Raw genomic sequence first — 15,509 nt, forward strand, 5'->3', positions numbered from 1 at the left:
TTAACCAACGCCCGGCAAGAATCCCTCTCACGGCGCCAATCAGGACCGAGAGGGACAGGCGATGGACTTCGACTATCTCAACGCCAAGACGGCGGCTTCGCTGGACGAAATTCGCGTTCGCGTAGCCCATGCGCTGGCCCGCCATCCGCTGTGCCGCAGTGTGCGCTTCGACATTGTCAGTGTCCCCCGCACCCGCCGGGGCGGCAATTGGACGGTGACGTTGCAATCGGTCGAGCCGCGCGGCGTCTGGGAGGCCTCGGAGATCGTGGCCGACATCCAAGACGCCTACGATCTGGCGCTAGCTGCCTGATCTTTTTGAGTTTTTCGGGCGATGTCGCCGCAGTCTGCGCGATTGCCGCCGCAATGGCTCGGTTAGGCCTTAATTATCGCCCAGTTTCCAAGCAGTGATCACGTGGACTTGAAGTCGGACGCGGAGAGACGTTTGTCGAAAGCCATCACCATCGTCGTGCTGACCTGCTTCCTCGTCCTCGGCGCCGCCACCACTGCCATTCTCGGCCGTGACAGCGTGCCAAGCGTCAGCGCTGAGATGATCTCGCAGACGCCGCCTAAGCCGCTTGCAACCAACCGGGCTGCCAAGGCCGACCGTCTGGTTCCGACGCTGGCGCTGGCTTCGGCCGCAATCGACCCGGTTCAGGTTCCAGCCGACAAGCTCTCGCAAATGCCCGTGCTGGCCGAGCCGCTGCGCCAGGCGTTCGCTGCCGCCACGCCGTCCGATTTCCCGATGCCCAAGGCGAACGTGAACGAGGCTCCGGCCGCTTCAGAGGTTCCGGCCGTCGAAGTCCCGGCCAAGCCGAAGGTCGTGGCCAAGCCGCAGCCGCAGAAATCCTATTCGCTGCTTTCCGACGTGCAGATCTCGGGCATCCGGGACCGTCTGAAATTGTCGTCGTCGCAGGAATATTACTGGCCTTCGGTCGAGACAGCGCTGCGCAACGTTGTCCGCAAGATCTCGGCAAACAAGCTGTCCAATCCGAACGTGCAGGGCGTGCCGATCGATCCCAATTGCGACGAGGTCCAGCAGTTGAAGTCGGCCGCGATGCCGCTGCTGTTCCAGCTGCGTGACGACCAGAAAGAGGAAGTGCGCAAGCTCGCCCGCATCATCGGGCTCGAGAAGGTCGCGCAGCAAATCTGACGCATAGGTTAGGGAACCGCGCGCTCGCTTCTGGAACATCGGGCAATCCCAAGGCGTTACCCGCTCCAAAGAGGGAGTGGATCGATGCGCGCCTCGATAGCTTATTTCGTCGGTGCCGGAACGATCGTCGCCGCCATGGCGATTGGTCTCGGCGGCGGCATCGTCGCCGGCAATATCATGCACCCAATCGCGCCCAAGCAGGGGCCGGATACCGGCAAGATGGCGCAGCGTGCTGAACCAGTCGCCGCACCGACAACAACGAGTGCGCCCTCGGAGCGCGTCCAATATCTCACCGGCTCAAAAGCGTTCGGCGCGATAGTCGTCGTGCCTGCGCAGGCGCAGGACGAAGCAAAGCCTGAGGCCAAATCCGAGACGCAGACTACCCAGGAAAACGCTGAATCGCCCGCGCCGCATCCCTCGCAAGCAGCCGCAGTCGAGCCGCCCAAGGAGCAATTCAAGCCGGCAGCAGCTTCGCCTCCGCAAGTCGTAAAACCCGCCGAGCAGCAGGCTTCGACGGTGCCGTCCTCTTCATCTGACAATGCCAAGGACAATGCCAATGCCAAGGCCAGGGATTCTGACGTGAAGCGTGCCACGTCCGAACGGCGCCGGATGGATCGCCGCGAGCGTTGGGCCGAGCGCCGTCGTTACGACCCCCGCGGCATGCGCGATCAGACCGATTGGGACGATGTCGCGCGCAACGTTCGTGAAGATTCCAGCACTCGGGACGTCGTGATCCGTCCGGGCAGTGGCTTCCCGCAGATCAGGATGTTCGGCGCCGACGACGATTAGCGCCTGACACCGCCCTGTTCGCCGCCGCGCACGCGATCGTGAGCGGCGGTTTGTTCTGGGGAGGCGCTTGCCTCCACTTTCAACTTCCAGACGATCTGCGTTCAATGCATGATTGACGTAGCCAGCCAGAGGCCGCGTCATGGTTTCCATGTCAGTGCATCTGTTGTGGACGTCCGCCGATAGCCTCATCGTGGCCTTCGCGCTCGTATTCGTCGTTCCGCGATGGCATGTGCTGCCTCTGATTCTGATGTTCGGCGTTTGTGACGCACTAGGCTCTGCGCTCGGTGTCGGTGTGCCGGCCGAAGGCGGTCTTGCCGCGGTCGCGCTGATCTCGTGTGGCGCGTTGTTGGTCCTGCGTCTTCCGGTCGCACATCGCATGACACAGGCGGCGGGCTGGGTCTACGTCCTGCCGCCGCTGCTTGCGATCGACAATGTCGTGTCGCACGCGCCGGACCATGTCGGCCTTGTGGCGCTGTCGAGCGCCGCGATGGCTGGCCTCGGATTTTCGTGCGGAGCCGTGGCGTCCGGTTGGTGCAACGCAAGTACCGAAAGCGGACGGTCGTTCGCCGGGGCCTGTCTGCTTGTCGCTGGAAGCGTTTTGGCATTCGGGGGCTAACCATGCCCACTTCCGTCACGACCCGCAGCTACGACCACGCCCGTACCGGTGCGAACAATTCGGAAACGGTGCTGACGGCGACCGCCATCCGCACGAAGGGCATCGTCAAACTCTTCAGCCTTCGGATTCCCGACGATCCAAGGCTCGAGGCGCAGCCGCTGGCGGTCGGCGGCGTGCACATGGCCGATGGCAAGACCCGCGATTTGATCTTCCAGGCCAGCATGGGCAACTGGGTCTATGCATTCGACGCTGTGACCGGCCACCAGATCTGGGCGACGAATCTCGGACGTCCGATCGTCGGAACGAGGACGATCGACGGCCACATGACCAACGTCCGTTGGGGCATTCTCTCGACGCCCGTGATCGATGAAGGCGCAGGTATTCTCTATGCCTGCGTTTGGATCAGCAACGACGGCAGCGTCGCCAAGGGGCAGCACTTTCTCGCAGCGCTGCGGATTCGCGACGGCTCGAAGGTGCACGGGCTCTTGAATCTCGAGGGCGCGGTCTACACGCCGCCGGGCGGCTTGCCGATGCAGAAATTCGTCTCGGCGCAACGCAAGCAGCGCAGCGCCTTGACGCTGACGCAGAACCACGTGCTGATTCCCTTCGGCACGATCGCGGAGACGTCGAAGACGGCGCGTGGTTGGTTGATTGCGGTGGACGTCCATGCCTGGCGGCTCGCTGCCACATGGTGCTCCACCGTCACCGGCTCCGGCGGCGGATTGTGGCAGAGCGGGGCGGGACCTGCCGTTGCTCCCGACGGTTCGATCTATATCATCACCGGCAACGGGGCGTTCTCGCCGCAACACGGCGATTTCGGCGAGAGCATCGTGCGGCTCGCCTTGCGCACGGGAAACCACGCGCATTTCGAGGTCATGTCGTGGTGGGCGCCATGGACCGACGCTAACCGGGTCGGCGCCGCCGCGGTCGCAGCGGCCGCGGACGACGATGACGAGGCGGCCTTGCCGTCCAACGTATCCCTGCCTTCCGTGATTGCGCATGCCAGGCGCATGGGAATGCCGCTCAAGCCTCGTCATGCGCGCGAGATGCCGCATGTCGCGGTCACGTCAGGTCGCAGTGCAACCGATGCGCAGATCGCGCCGATCGTGGCGCATCACATGGAGGCGATGAACGAGTCGATGTGGAGCGACCAGGATTTCGGTTCCGGCGGTCCGGTCTATGTCGCTTCCGCCCATGCCGTGCTGGCAGCGGGCAAGGATGGAGTCCTCTACACCGGCAATGCCAATGCGCTTGGCGACACGCAACCGGGCGATCTTGCGGCCGGCCATTTTGCGGCGAACTACGACAAGCTTCGCATGCCGCCGATCCTGTACACGTATTTCGATCCTGGCGTGCCGCCGGCGCCGGCGTCACCGATGGAGCTGAACCTGTTTCCGGGCGGCGCGACGCGTCACCTGCATGGCACGCCATTGTTGTTTCAGTCCGCCGTCCACGGCACGATGCATTTTGTCGGCGGCGAGAACAGCGCCTTGCGGGCGTGGTCGATCGCAGCCGACGGGACCACGGCCTATCTCGCCGGCGGCAATGAGATCGCCTCGCCGCAATCGCCGCGTCCGCCGGGCGGCATGCCCGGCTGGAGCATCACGCTTGCCGCCAACAACGGCGCTGATGGCATCATCGTGGCGATGGTGCCCTATCAGGACAGCAACATGTTGCTCAGTCCGGGCCGCTTCCTGATCTACGACGCGCAGAATTTCGCCACCAATCCCGACGGCTCCAGGCGGCTCCAGGTGATCTGGGACAGCGAGAACTGGGGACCCGAGCATGCCTTCACGCATCCCAAGTTCAATCGTCCGATCGTCTGGAAAGGCCGCATCTATCGCCCGACCTATGACGGGCGCATCGACGTCTACGGCCTGACGCAATAGCGCCGGCGAGATTTGTGCGGTGGACGCAATTGCTCACCCGCCGTGGGACTCCACGACCTTGCGGCAGCCATCCGAAAGCTTCGACTTGTTCTCGCGCAGGCAGGCATTCATCTGCGGCGGCTTGCCGATGTGTTCGGCGCAGAATTTGCCGGCATCGCTGCGGCAGGCCATCTGCTCCTGCGGGGTCGGACCGGATTGCGCAGCGGCGGGCAGGGCGGTGGTGGCGAGCAGCAGCGCGGTAAGAATCGAAAATTTCATAAAACACCTCTTTGAGAAGGTCGTTGGCCTCGCCTGGGATCAAGCGAGCCGGACCATCTCGCGAAGGCCGCACGCTGGTCCATGCCATGTTCATGGCATCGGCCCGCCCGCCCGGACGCCGTACCCCCATTTTCATGGCATGTATCCGCGCGCCGTCTTTTGTCATTCAGGCTGCACGTCGGCTGCGAGACCCGGTGATTGCATCGGGACGCCGAACGGGAAGCAGGAGAGCAAGATGTCGAAAAGAGCGGGAGCGCTGAGCGCCGGGCTGACGATTTTGGCGCTGACAGGTGCGGCGATGGTGTCGCTGGGCACGAGCCCGGCGCAAGCTGTGGTCTATTGCAAGACGGTCGGCATACCCAAGGGCTGCGTGGTGCGGCCGACAGCAGCGGTGGTGGTTGCGCCGGCCGCCGCGGTCGTGGTGGCGACGCCGGGTGTCGGTGCGCCCGGTGTCGGCGTGCGCGCGGGCACGCCGATGAATGGCGGTGGTCCGGTCAATCGCGTCGGCGTGCGCTGAGAACGACGAAAGAGTTCGGGCGAAGGAGCCTTGCGGACGAACCCCCCGTCCTCCGCAGGCAAATTATCCGGCCCGTCCCTCTCTCCGCGCGTCCCACACGTTCGGAGGGGGGCATTTCAGCCGTTGGCAGCATCGCTGTCGGGAAAAATCTGCGGCAATTGCAGCCGCACGCGCGTGCCTGAGGAATCCGGACTGAGATTGAGTGTCGCCCCGCAGCGCGCGGCGTCCCACCTGCCAGTCGAGCGCGATCTCGTGCGAGCGCAATTGCGCGGTCGCGCGCTCGCGCCAGGAGCCGAGTGCTGGAGCTGCCAGCAAGTCGGCGCGTCGTCCTCGACGAGGAGGATGGTGATGGCTTCACCCGTCTCGCCCTGTTCGGTCATGATCATCGTCCTGCACCGCGTGTCCCCCGCGGCGAGAGCCCAAGCCTAGCCGTGGCGCGGCACCGCGACACCCATAATCATGGGGGCGCACGGCGACCACTTGGCATCCGCGACGCGGTGTCTACGGCTTCGTCGCGGCCGGTTTATCCTGCGGCATGGGCGGACTCGGCAGTCGCTGCACGACAATGCGCGCGGTGCCGGCATTGTTCTTGTAGAACTGCTCATAGGGCCCCAGGACAACGTCGAGCTTCGCCGGGCGCAACGCGGCCGGGAGCAGCGTCGGATAAATCTGGACGGCGTCGTTGACGTAGAAGAACAGATCGCCGGCATCGGGCGCGACGAATTCCGCGACCAGCCGTCCCGACAGCTTCTGTTCGTCCCAGATCGCGCGCGCGGTCGGATCATTCGGCACCGGCTCGAAGGGCCCGAGCTTGCGCACTGAGAGCTTGAACGGATCGTCGTCGGGAAGTGCCGCGAACCCTTTCGTCTTGTCGAGCTGGGTCGGATACCTGCCTTTGGTCTGATCCGCATCGTCCTCGACCGGAATGGTCGGATTCATCCGGCGCGGCAATTCGTCGGCCGGCATGACGTAGACGGCCTTCAGCGGAACGTCGCTCATTCCCTTCGTACCGACGCGCACGACGGGCTGGAACCAGGCGGCGCCGAACTGACGGAGCGTCGGCAGGGCGAGGTAGTGAGCCGTGAAATAGGTCTTGAAGCCATTTGTGCCGCTCAAGATGGTCCGGTCGAACCAGGGATCCTCGATCTCGACCCAGACGCGGTATGAGCGGCCTTTCTCGACCGAAAGGCCGCTCCACCAGCAAAACTCCTTCGTCGCGAAGCGGCCGCGCGCATGGATCGGTTCGTCGAGCACCGGCGTGCCGGCCTCTGACCCCGGAGTCGTGCAGATATTTCCGGTCGCGGTGCGGGCGGTGAAGACGCTGGTCGCCCCAATGAGCAGGGCCGAGTAGAAGATGATGAACAGAAAGATGCCGGGCAGCACGAGCTTGGTGAAGAGAAGGCGCGCCGGTCCCGCATTCAGCCGCATCCATCGGGCGAAGCGGAGCAGCAAGCCGGGCTCGTCGAGATGCCGCTGGCTTGCCATGCGGTGTGGCCTGCTCCAGGCCAGCCGCGCGCGTTCCTGGATGGTGTCGCGGAGCACCGTGTTCCTGCGCCAGATCAGGTAGGTGATGACGAGGACGATCGAGGTCGCGAACGGATAGTACAGCGTGATGTCGAGCCACGGCGCCGCATAGGATGGCAGGACATTCCTGACAAGATTGGCCAGCGGCCCCAGCACGGCGCCAACGAGCCAATCGATGGTGGCGATGGCGTGCAGCACCATTGTGCCTTGCAGACCATTGTCCTTCGACACCCCGATCAGGCTGCGGGCGATCCACGGCCAGACCGCGATTACACCGACCATGAACAGCAGCGAGAAATAGGCGACGCGCCGCCACCACACGGTGTCGCGGGTGAGCCTGGCCATTTCGGCACTGGGCGTGTTCATGCGGGTGAAGGCTTCGGCCTCCGTCTCGCGCCGCGGGTCTTGGGCCTTCGCCAGATAGGCCTGTTTCATGGCCTCGCGCGTGCCGTCCTCGACGAGGTTCAGCTTGCTGCTATCGGGCGTCAGCACCAGCGCGTCCGCCGGCAGCATGATCGGCGCATAGTCGTCGCAGCCGAACAGCATGCGTTCGATGACGGCGAAGTGCACCACCGGCAGCCCGCCATTGACCTGACCAGCGAGGATCGGGCGCGGCCCGTAGCGGTAGAGCACGGCAGCGCCGCTGCGCGAATCGTGCTTCGGTCCGGTCGCCGATTGGTATTTCCTAAAGTGTTCGATCTCGCCGTCCTGGAAGCGGAGCCGTCCGTCGAGCTGATCGGCCATCCAGACCAGCGGCACGAAGGATAGCGTGGATTCCGGATAGCCGCCGCCGATGTCGGAATGCACGCCGGTGAACCACACCTCCTCGACCGTCTGGTCGGGCGCCAAATGGCTCTGGTCGATCCGCAGCGGATGGAAGGTGGTTCGCTCGTCGTCCAGCGCCAGCGCATGCGAGATGTGCTTCACCTTGCGCGAAGGCCGGTGATTGCGGAACGAGATCGGCCAGATCGCCCAGTCGATCGCGACCCGTAGCTCCTCGATCGGGACGCCGAAAGCCTCGACCGTGTCGAACAGCCCGAGAAATTCGATGTCGATCTCTTTGCGGCCGTTCATCGCCGAGCGGACATCGGCGTAGGAGCGGTGCCGGCAGATCGCATGATAGAGATAGAGCAGGACATCGCGGATGAAGCGCGCGATCCAGATCGTCGGCAGGCTCTTCTTCAACGGCACGGTATCGCGACGGTATTCCCGCCACGCGGCCATGGCGTTGCGCTCCATCTCCTCATGCGAGACCGGCTCGCCCTTGATTTCCGCCGGCACCAGTCCCTGGCTCGCGATCAGCGATGCCAGGGTGCGCGCGGTGAAGGCGCCGCGGCTGAAGCCGAAGATGTAGATCTCGTCGCCCTCTCGCCAATTCCAGCACAGGAAGCGGTACAGCTTGCGGACGTTGCCGGGCACGCCGATGCCCGTGGCGCCGTCGAGCGCGGCGAGCGGCGCCCAGCCGGCGGTGCCGACGCCCTTGATGTAGTAGGCAATCTGGTCCGGCTGGGTGTGGTCGAGCGCTTCGTAGAGACGCCAGACGCTGGATTCCTGGGTGGTGAACGCATTGCCGGTGCCGTCGGCGAACAGCACCAGCTTGCGCTTTGGCGGGATGGCGGTGGTGGTCCCGCCGGCATGCGTCTCGATATGCGCGTGTTCCGGTCCGACAGGATCGGCGTTCGGCGCACCATCCTGGTGTGGCATGAGCCCCTCCGGCAATTCGACGGGGACGCGCTTCAGGCCCGAGCCGGGCAGCACTCCCCGGAGTCAATTAATGGTTGCAATAATTGGGTCGTGAAAATGCAGGTGCATTCTGCACACGATCCCGCTGAGGTAGCAAGCAGGAACGCGCCGTCGCGGCAGGCGCCTCTCCCCGGTGAACGGTCCGGTGAACGGGGAGAGGCGGAGTGTTCAGCCTTTACCGGCCATTGCCACGGCACGCGCCGCCGGGGCCGATATGATAGCCGCGCGGGCAAGCATGCGCGGCCGGGTTGGCATAGTTCCTGAGGCAGCCGCCATTGGGACCGCGGTGCCAGCCGGCGCCGCAGCCGCCGGCGACTGCGATGACGTCGCCATTCGCGCCCGCACCGAGCGGGGCGAGCGGCATGGCCTGGGCAGAGCCTGTGATCGCGCCGAGCGCGAGAGCTGCGGCAAACATTGTTCGCATCATGTCTTGTCCTCCCGAATGACGCTGCTTCAATGGCCGGCGGCGAACGCACTGCCGGCGCGCACATCGGCGATGGCCTGGTCGATCAGCCCGATCGCCTTCTCGCGATGGCCGCCCTTGTTCGGCTCGGCCTTGCCGAGCTCGACGCGCGCCGATTGCAGGATCGCGATGGCTTCGTCCATGTGCGGCTGCGCGCCCAGCGCGTAACCGATGCAGAGGCTGGTCGCGATGGCGCCGCCGAGCACGAGGCTGCGGGGTAGAGAGGTTCGCATGTCGTCGTCTCCTCCAGCGGGCGTCAGGATGGGGCCGCCCGTTTGCCCGGATGCGGTCCCTTATGTGCCGGGAAGTCGCACCCGCCGCCTGAATAGGGCCCGCTTGTGCGGGCCGTCTTGGACTGTCCGGCGCCGACGGCGGCGCGGCTTGGACTGACCGGCGCAGCTTGATTCACGTTGGCGTGCTGATAGCCTGCGCTTGCCGGTGTTTGGCAGGCGTTCATTTTAGACCTGCCAGGCTTCGGGACGCTTCCGTGCATGAGCTTTTCCCAAACGTCCTTTTGGAAGGTCTTTCGATGTCCGTCATCCGGAAGACGCTTTCGACCGACATGTTGCCGCGGGACCTGTCCGACCGGCAGCGCTTCATCCGCTTCGCCGAGTTGTTCGAGCATTTCTCCAACACCGGCGAGCTCGATCCGGCGTCCGACGTGCCGTTTCGCGCCACGATGAACTCGATTCATATCGGCACCACCATGCTCGGACGCTGCGACGGCAGCTTCGTCACGGTCCGGCGCGAAAAGCGCCAGGTGCTTGAGACCGGCGACGACCGCTTTTGCCTCGCCCGCAACACCGGCGATCGTCCTTCGCGGGTGGTCCATCGCGGCCGCGAATTCACCATGCGGCCGGGATCGATGGTGCTGCTCAAGCTGGATGAGCCGTTCTTCGCCGCCGACGGCGCGAGCCACAAGCGCTTCACCAACGTGCATCTGCCGGTCGACACGCTGCGCGCGATGGTCGCCAACGTGGACGATCTCGTCGGCTGTGAACTCGAACCCGGCGGCGCGCTGACACTGGCGATGGACTACAGCGATCTGCTGCTTCGCTATCCCGCAGCCGTCGACGAAGCCGACATGGCGATCGCCGCCCATCTGCTCGATCTCGCCGCGATCGGTCTCGGCGCCCGCAGCGATGTCGCCGTCGCCGCGCGACGCGGGGGCCTGCGCGCCGTGCGGCTGAAAGCCGTGTTGTCGATCCTCGAGGCGCGCTTCCACCAGCCGGACTTTTCCGCGCAAAGACTCGCCGCCGCTGCCGGCCTCTCCGAACGCTACGTCAACGAGCTGCTGTTCGAGGCCGGCGCCAGCTTCACCACGCGCCTCAACGAGCTGCGCCTGCGCAAGGCCGCCGATCTTCTCGCCCATCGCGAAGACCGCATCAGCGACATCGCCTTCGCCTGTGGCTTCAACGACCTGTCTTATTTCAACCGCTGCTTCCGCCGGAGGTTCGGCCTGACGCCGACGGCGGCACGGGGGAAGTGAGGTAGGCCACAGATGGGTTGACTTACGGGAGGACACCCTCGAAATCTCTCCTGAGCGTATCCCGAAAGGCTTCTCTACGAAGCCTCTCCCCGCGGCGCCGGATATCGCCGGGCCAGCGCCGACAACGGCAAGTGTCGCTCGCCCTCCGGCAGCTCCAGATACGCCAGCACCAGCGGCCGCTTCCAGTCGCGGACGCCGAAATCCATCGCCATCCATTTTTGCGGCTCGGGGCCTTCGAGGCCCCGGACCCAGACGAAGAAGCGGGGGAGGTCGTCGGCGTCCGCTTCCGTCGTGCGTCTCCTGGCCATTGAATCTGCTCTCTGCATCAGTACGCGTTGCCACCCGATATAGGCACTGGCCGGACGAAGTCGAACGCCTGCGGCGAGCGGCACTTCCGCCTTACTGCCAGATCCGAGTCTCCGCCACGCGGTTGATGTCGGCGAGCCGGCGGTCGGCATCGCCCCGAAGGTCGATGCCCTCAACCAGTGTGAGCAGGCGGTGATACGCGCCATCGGCGATTTCGACCGGCAGCGGGGCCTCGTCAAAGGCCTCGACATAATTGTCGACAAGGCCGCTCAACATGCGGCACAGCCCGCGCTGGGAAGGATCGTCTCGGCCGAGCGTTTCGAGCTTTTGCTGAAAGATACGGAAGGTTCGCAGGCCGTGGTGCTGTTGCGAAAGCCACGCGTGCAGGTCGTTCATGTGAGCCTCTTCGGTCAAGTGAAGAAGCTACCGGCTTATACAGTGGGGATGTGACGATGGCTAGTGGAGGGGGAGCGCAAGTCCGTCTTCGCCAAGAGGCTTCGCCGGACACGCTTCGCCTTTTCGGTTCGGCGTGGCTGCGCCACGCGAAGCCCGAAATAGCGAAGCGTGGTGCCCCTGGCCGGAATCGAACCAGCACTCCTTGCAGAGCTCGATTTTGAGACTTGTATGGCCTTGCAATATGCTCGGTAAATCAGATGCTTACAGCCAATTGGCCGCGTATGTGTAAGTTTCTGTGAAAGTACCGACCTATGGATTACCCGGTGGCCGCATTTGCGCTGGCGGCGTAGTTTGAGAAGAAGGTGCTGAGGCGGGTGGCGTTGATGGAGGTGCTGACGGCGAAGCTGGCCTTTGAGGGAGGAACTGTGCAGTCAGATCTCCCAAGCTCCGCAGCGTTGGCCAAGCTATCGTGAGGATCGACACTATGACCATGCCGATTACGGCCAGTTGAACAGTCCGCTCGTATTCAGATTATCGATCGTCGACTTTTGTTCTGAGAACTGTTTTGTAAGATTGGCTTCGACGGCTACCAGCTTCTTGTTCACAGCGTCGTCAACATCCCTGATTTTGTCATTTAGCTGTTGCAAGGACAAAAGCTCACGCGTCATCCCGCGCATGAGTTCTTTGTCGATCTCCTCGATTGGAGGTTTGTCGAAGACGTGGCGTTTGCCGGAGGTCTGATCGATCGAAGCAAACCAGATTTTGAAAAGTGGTTCGCCCCCCGTGATTTGAATGGTGGTTGGGCTAGCGTTGAACACAGCAAAGATGAGCTTTCCCTTATAGCCAGGGTCTACGTGGAAGCCGGAGATGTTTACAAGGCCCTTAAACTTGAAGGCCGTCCGCATCGAAATGAACGCCATTGCGTACCGTGGGATGAATACCTCTTCCTCGGAAATCAAGAAGGCGAATTGTCCCGCTGGAATATTGAAGTCCTGCTTCGATGCGACCTTGGTTTTGGTGGGCGGCTCAGAGTCGCCCTTTGTGGATGTGACGAAGTAGTGGTCGCCCATCCGAAGGGTGTAGCAGTTGCAATCGATCTGCTCTTCGTGAAACGGCTTGATGAGTTCGACGCCGCTCTTCTGAATTTCTAAGAGGGTTTCACCGCTCCAAAAGCCAAGAGGGACGTTATCAGGAAGAGGCGATGGACCGTCCTGTGGCGGTGCAGCCAGCGCGCTTTCAACCATGGGAGAGCCTTCAGTCGGCGATATAGAAATGTCGCTTGGAAATTTCGGCGCGGCGCTTCTTGATCGCGCCGTGAATGTCGATCTTGTGCTCAACTGCGGTGTTCAAAAGCCACCGCATCACATCGATGTTGGCATCTAAAGCGAGCGTGTGATTGTCTTCAAAGTGATCGATCTTCTCACAGGCATCAGCAAAGCGGCCCATAGCGTCCGCGAAGACGCGCAGAGGATCGATCTGATCCGATGCGGGTTGCTCTGGCGAAAGGTCAGCCTTCGAGAGGTCTTGCAAGAGCGTGTTGGCAGCACTGAGCGTTACCAAGATCGCGTCGATCAGGGTCTGCTCGCTCCTTTTCTCTTCCGATGAGCCGCGCGCAAGACGGCCAACGTATTTTGCATAATGCAGACCGTAGTGCTTCAGGCGGTCCGGCTTCGGCAAACACAAGATGTCTTTGTGATTGCGTTCATCATGCCGGAACTGCTCGCGCTGCATCCGCAGGAGTTCGTCCCCGCCCAACATGACGTCAATCCCGAATCAGTCGTTTCACATTAGAATATAGTGAAAATACGTTGGAGATTCAAGACGATGGGCTGAGTATCCGCCTTGTAAAGTCTAACGAATTTTAAGATTTTCCACAGCGCCATGGGATGAGTGGTTTGGCGTAACCGGCGTAGAGCGGGTGCTTGGGCTGTCCACCCTTGTTCATTGCAACGCAGTGGAACGCAACACCGACTTTCGCGGCGATGCGGACTGCTACTTTGTCGCGGCACATGAATGAACCGTCATTGCCCCAACCCACGACGGCGATGCCTTTGCGCGTGCGACACTCTGTCAGGATACGCTCAATGTGAGCGTCGTTGTTGGGCCCAATGGGATCGGCCATCGCTTTCCAGACCTCCGGATCAGTCGCACGGCCAGCGCCGAGATTCCACACGATGAGCGAGCCGCAGCCACGTGCTTCAGCGCGCCTGATGTTGCGAACGATCGTCTGATCGTCGATCTTATCGTCAGCAGTCGACGGATTGAGCATGCCAGATACGTAGGGAGGCAGTGAGTCATTCCATATGCGCCGCAGCTCGTAGCGGTAGAGGTCGCAACTTGATATGATCGCACTCTTCTGAACAAACAGAGACATAAGCTCCCCATCTTGAAAGAGCGATGGTGACGTGACGCGCGAACGATGTCGAGCGTCACGTGTTCAGAACGGTCCAGGCCACTGAATGTTTGCTACGTATCGGTGCCGAGGAATGGTCTGGTGCCCCTGGCCGGAATCGAACCAGCACTCCTTGCGGAACTCGATTTTGAGTCGAGCGCGTCTACCAGTTCCGCCACAGGGGCCCTCGGTCAGCCCCAAACAGGGCGTCGCGAAGCCGGCGGACTATAGCCATGGACCGGACGGGGTCAACCCGCGCCAAAGTGATCCCGCCGTTCTCGACAGCCGCGTGGGGCGGGGTTAGAGGCTTAAGTCAGCGTCCATCCGAAAGAGGCTGCCGTGACGACCCAGAGTGCCGCAATACCTGCGTTCAAACCGGCGGCCACGAACCCCGCGCTGGCTGCTTCGCTCGTGGTCACGCTGATTGCAGCCGCGACCATCGCGGGCGCCTGGTTCTTCCAGCTGGTGCTCGGGATCGTGCCCTGTCCGCTCTGCCTGGAGCAGCGCTACGCCTATTACCTTGCGATCCCGCTGGGCCTGCTCATCGCACTCGCGGTGCGGCGCGGTGCGCCGAGGCCGCTGTTGCTCGCGGGCCTTGCGATCCTTGCGCTGGCGAGCCTCGCCAATGCCTGGCTCGGCGCCTATCATTCCGGCGTCGAATGGGGCTTCTGGAAAGGACCGACCGACTGCTCCGGTCCGGTCGTCAATCTCGGCAGCGCCACCGATCTGCTGTCGCGGCTCGACACCGTGAAGGTGGTCCGCTGCGATGAGGTGCAGTGGCGCTTCCTCGGCCTCTCGCTCGCCGGCTACAATTTGCTGATCTCGTTGTTGATGGCGGCGATCGCCGCGTGGGGATTTGTGCGGACGGCGAAGCGCTAGCTAATCATCCACATCGTCCTGCGTGCGGCCGAACAGGTGCACGATGCCCGGCGTCGCAATCGTCACGAAGACGAAACGCGAGAGGTGATGTGCGCCGACAAAGATCGGGTCGATGTGCAGCGTCAGGGCCAGCGCCACCAGCATGGCGTCCATCGCGCCCGGTGCGTAGGCGACCACCACGTCGGAGAATTTTACCTGTGTGGTGAGCGCCACGATGCCGACGAAGATCGCGGAGACGGCGATGGCGACAGTAAACGAACCCAGTGCCGCGTTGATGTGGCCGGCCAGCGTCTTGATCCGCATCCGCGCGAAGCGGCTGCCGATCAGAGCGCCGATGCCGACCAGCGCCACGCCGCGTACCCAGTCCGGCAGACCGCCCTCGACCCAGCCGGCGCCATGCAGCACGCTTGAGCCGATCATCGCGCCGAACATCCAGCTCGCCGGAAACCTGATCAGCCGCAGCAGGAGCGCCGCGGCCAGCGAGGCCGCGACCAACTCGACGAGGTCGAGCGGCGAGGCGATCGTCGTCGTCAGGGAAGGCGCGACGGAGGGCGCGACGCCGGCGAACGCCAGCACCATCGGCAGCGCCGCGGTGAGGATGATGACGCGCATGGTCTGCACCACCGCGATGCCTGGCAAATCGGCGCCGCGCTCGACCGCCAAAATCGTGATCTGCGACAGCGCGCCGGGGCTGCCGGCGAGGAAGGCCGAGGTGCGGTCCCAGCCGTGGACGCACTGAAGATAATAGCTCGAGCCGAAGGTCGAACAGAAGGTCGCGAGCGCAAGCAGGCCGATGGTGAGCGGATAGGCACCGACCTGTTGAAGCAGATGGCGCGAGACGACTGACCCTAACGAAATGCCGAGCAGCACCAGCACGGTCTGGGTCAGGATCGGCGGCAGCGTCAATTGGCGTCCGGCGATCGCAGCGATCCCGACCGCGATCATCGAGCCCGAGATCAATCCGCCGGGAAGGCCCGCGAGCAGAAACGCGAGGCCTCCCGCGGGGCCGATGACGAGCGTTTCCACTGTGCTCAAGATCTTGGCACGGCTTGGCAATTCGAACGGCAGGGAGGCGGTGATTTGCTTCACACCGCCTTA

At 63.4% G+C, this 15,509-nt stretch carries 18 protein-coding genes, 1 tRNA gene and 1 pseudogene; 8 read left to right on the top strand and 12 right to left on the bottom strand.

The window, feature by feature from the left end:
• Window positions 1–61: 61 nt before the first annotated feature.
• The 5 genes from ABIB00_RS11580 to ABIB00_RS11600 all read left to right on the top strand — a co-directional run bounded on the left by ABIB00_RS11580 (window position 62) and on the right by ABIB00_RS11600 (window position 4,444).
• Window positions 62–310 (top strand): hypothetical protein, encoded by a 249-nt coding sequence (locus ABIB00_RS11580; RefSeq protein WP_247339825.1) that lies wholly within the window; start codon window positions 62–64, stop codon window positions 308–310.
• Between the two features lie 132 nt (window positions 311–442).
• Window positions 443–1,150 (top strand): hypothetical protein, encoded by a 708-nt coding sequence (locus tag ABIB00_RS11585; protein ID WP_247339826.1) that lies wholly within the window; start codon window positions 443–445, stop codon window positions 1,148–1,150.
• Window positions 1,151–1,234: 84 nt separating this feature from the next.
• On the top strand, window positions 1,235–1,939 hold the full coding sequence (locus ABIB00_RS11590) for a hypothetical protein (protein ID WP_354104408.1): 705 nt from the start codon (window positions 1,235–1,237) through the stop codon (window positions 1,937–1,939).
• Between the two features lie 139 nt (window positions 1,940–2,078).
• Window positions 2,079–2,555 (top strand): hypothetical protein, encoded by a 477-nt coding sequence (locus tag ABIB00_RS11595; RefSeq protein ID WP_354104409.1) that lies wholly within the window; start codon window positions 2,079–2,081, stop codon window positions 2,553–2,555.
• A 2-nt stretch (window positions 2,556–2,557) separates the two neighbouring features.
• Window positions 2,558–4,444 carry a PQQ-binding-like beta-propeller repeat protein gene (locus ABIB00_RS11600; RefSeq protein WP_354104410.1) on the top strand — a complete coding sequence of 629 codons (1,887 nt, stop codon included), beginning with the start codon at window positions 2,558–2,560 and terminating at the stop codon, window positions 4,442–4,444.
• A gap of 33 nt (window positions 4,445–4,477) precedes the next feature.
• Here the strand turns inward: ABIB00_RS11600 and ABIB00_RS11605 are convergent, their stop codons facing one another.
• The gene (locus tag ABIB00_RS11605) at window positions 4,478–4,702 is read right to left on the bottom strand and encodes a cysteine rich repeat-containing protein (RefSeq protein WP_354050357.1); all 225 of its coding nucleotides are present in this window, start codon (window positions 4,700–4,702) and stop codon (window positions 4,478–4,480) included.
• Between the two features lie 235 nt (window positions 4,703–4,937).
• Here ABIB00_RS11605 and ABIB00_RS11610 point away from each other — a divergent pair, with 235 nt between their 5' ends.
• Window positions 4,938–5,219: a hypothetical protein gene (locus tag ABIB00_RS11610; RefSeq protein ID WP_354050355.1), complete on the top strand. Its 282-nt coding sequence runs from the start codon at window positions 4,938–4,940 to the stop codon at window positions 5,217–5,219.
• 298 nt (window positions 5,220–5,517) lie between these two features.
• On the opposite strand, the pseudogene ABIB00_RS11615 reads toward ABIB00_RS11610, so the two are convergent.
• The 4 genes and pseudogenes from ABIB00_RS11615 to ABIB00_RS11630 form a co-directional block, all read right to left on the bottom strand.
• Window positions 5,518–5,599, bottom strand: a pseudogene (locus ABIB00_RS11615) (DNA-binding response regulator); the annotation flags it as partial.
• A gap of 121 nt (window positions 5,600–5,720) precedes the next feature.
• Window positions 5,721–8,447 carry a T6SS phospholipase effector Tle1-like catalytic domain-containing protein gene (locus ABIB00_RS11620; protein WP_354104411.1) on the bottom strand — a complete coding sequence of 909 codons (2,727 nt, stop codon included), beginning with the start codon at window positions 8,445–8,447 and terminating at the stop codon, window positions 5,721–5,723.
• A 214-nt stretch (window positions 8,448–8,661) separates the two neighbouring features.
• A complete protein-coding gene (locus ABIB00_RS11625) occupies window positions 8,662–8,913 on the bottom strand; it encodes a GCG_CRPN prefix-to-repeats domain-containing protein (protein WP_502916572.1) in 252 nt (83 codons plus the stop codon).
• 26 nt (window positions 8,914–8,939) lie between these two features.
• On the bottom strand, window positions 8,940–9,182 hold the full coding sequence (locus ABIB00_RS11630) for a hypothetical protein (protein WP_354104412.1): 243 nt from the start codon (window positions 9,180–9,182) through the stop codon (window positions 8,940–8,942).
• Window positions 9,183–9,478: 296 nt separating this feature from the next.
• Here ABIB00_RS11630 and ABIB00_RS11635 point away from each other — a divergent pair, with 296 nt between their 5' ends.
• Complete coding sequence (locus ABIB00_RS11635; RefSeq protein WP_354104413.1) at window positions 9,479–10,438, top strand: helix-turn-helix transcriptional regulator; 960 nt, start codon at window positions 9,479–9,481, stop codon at window positions 10,436–10,438.
• 74 nt (window positions 10,439–10,512) lie between these two features.
• Here the strand turns inward: ABIB00_RS11635 and ABIB00_RS11640 are convergent, their stop codons facing one another.
• The 6 genes from ABIB00_RS11640 to ABIB00_RS11665 all read right to left on the bottom strand — a co-directional run bounded on the left by ABIB00_RS11640 (window position 10,513) and on the right by ABIB00_RS11665 (window position 13,717).
• On the bottom strand, window positions 10,513–10,746 hold the full coding sequence (locus ABIB00_RS11640) for a hypothetical protein (protein ID WP_247339847.1): 234 nt from the start codon (window positions 10,744–10,746) through the stop codon (window positions 10,513–10,515).
• A 91-nt stretch (window positions 10,747–10,837) separates the two neighbouring features.
• A complete protein-coding gene (locus tag ABIB00_RS11645) occupies window positions 10,838–11,140 on the bottom strand; it encodes a hypothetical protein (protein WP_354104414.1) in 303 nt (100 codons plus the stop codon).
• A gap of 497 nt (window positions 11,141–11,637) precedes the next feature.
• A complete protein-coding gene (locus ABIB00_RS11650; protein WP_354104415.1) occupies window positions 11,638–12,384 on the bottom strand; it encodes a dCTP deaminase domain-containing protein in 747 nt (248 codons plus the stop codon).
• A 10-nt stretch (window positions 12,385–12,394) separates the two neighbouring features.
• Window positions 12,395–12,898 carry a hypothetical protein gene (locus ABIB00_RS11655; protein WP_354104416.1) on the bottom strand — a complete coding sequence of 168 codons (504 nt, stop codon included), beginning with the start codon at window positions 12,896–12,898 and terminating at the stop codon, window positions 12,395–12,397.
• A gap of 103 nt (window positions 12,899–13,001) precedes the next feature.
• Complete coding sequence (locus tag ABIB00_RS11660; protein WP_354104417.1) at window positions 13,002–13,514, bottom strand: DUF1643 domain-containing protein; 513 nt, start codon at window positions 13,512–13,514, stop codon at window positions 13,002–13,004.
• Between the two features lie 118 nt (window positions 13,515–13,632).
• A tRNA-Leu gene (locus tag ABIB00_RS11665) sits at window positions 13,633–13,717 on the bottom strand.
• Window positions 13,718–13,871: 154 nt separating this feature from the next.
• On the opposite strand from ABIB00_RS11665, the gene ABIB00_RS11670 reads away from it, so the two are divergent.
• Window positions 13,872–14,411 (top strand): disulfide bond formation protein B, encoded by a 540-nt coding sequence (locus tag ABIB00_RS11670; protein ID WP_354104418.1) that lies wholly within the window; start codon window positions 13,872–13,874, stop codon window positions 14,409–14,411.
• Here ABIB00_RS11670 and ABIB00_RS11675 read toward each other — a convergent pair whose 3' ends face one another.
• Window positions 14,412–15,500, bottom strand: coding sequence for an AbrB family transcriptional regulator (locus ABIB00_RS11675; protein WP_354104419.1), 1,089 nt, complete (start codon window positions 15,498–15,500; stop codon window positions 14,412–14,414). It lies immediately after the preceding gene.
• Window positions 15,501–15,509: the final 9 nt, after the last annotated feature.

The sequence above is a fragment of the Bradyrhizobium sp. LB14.3 genome (genome assembly GCF_040547985.1).
Taxonomy (GTDB): domain Bacteria; phylum Pseudomonadota; class Alphaproteobacteria; order Rhizobiales; family Xanthobacteraceae; genus Bradyrhizobium.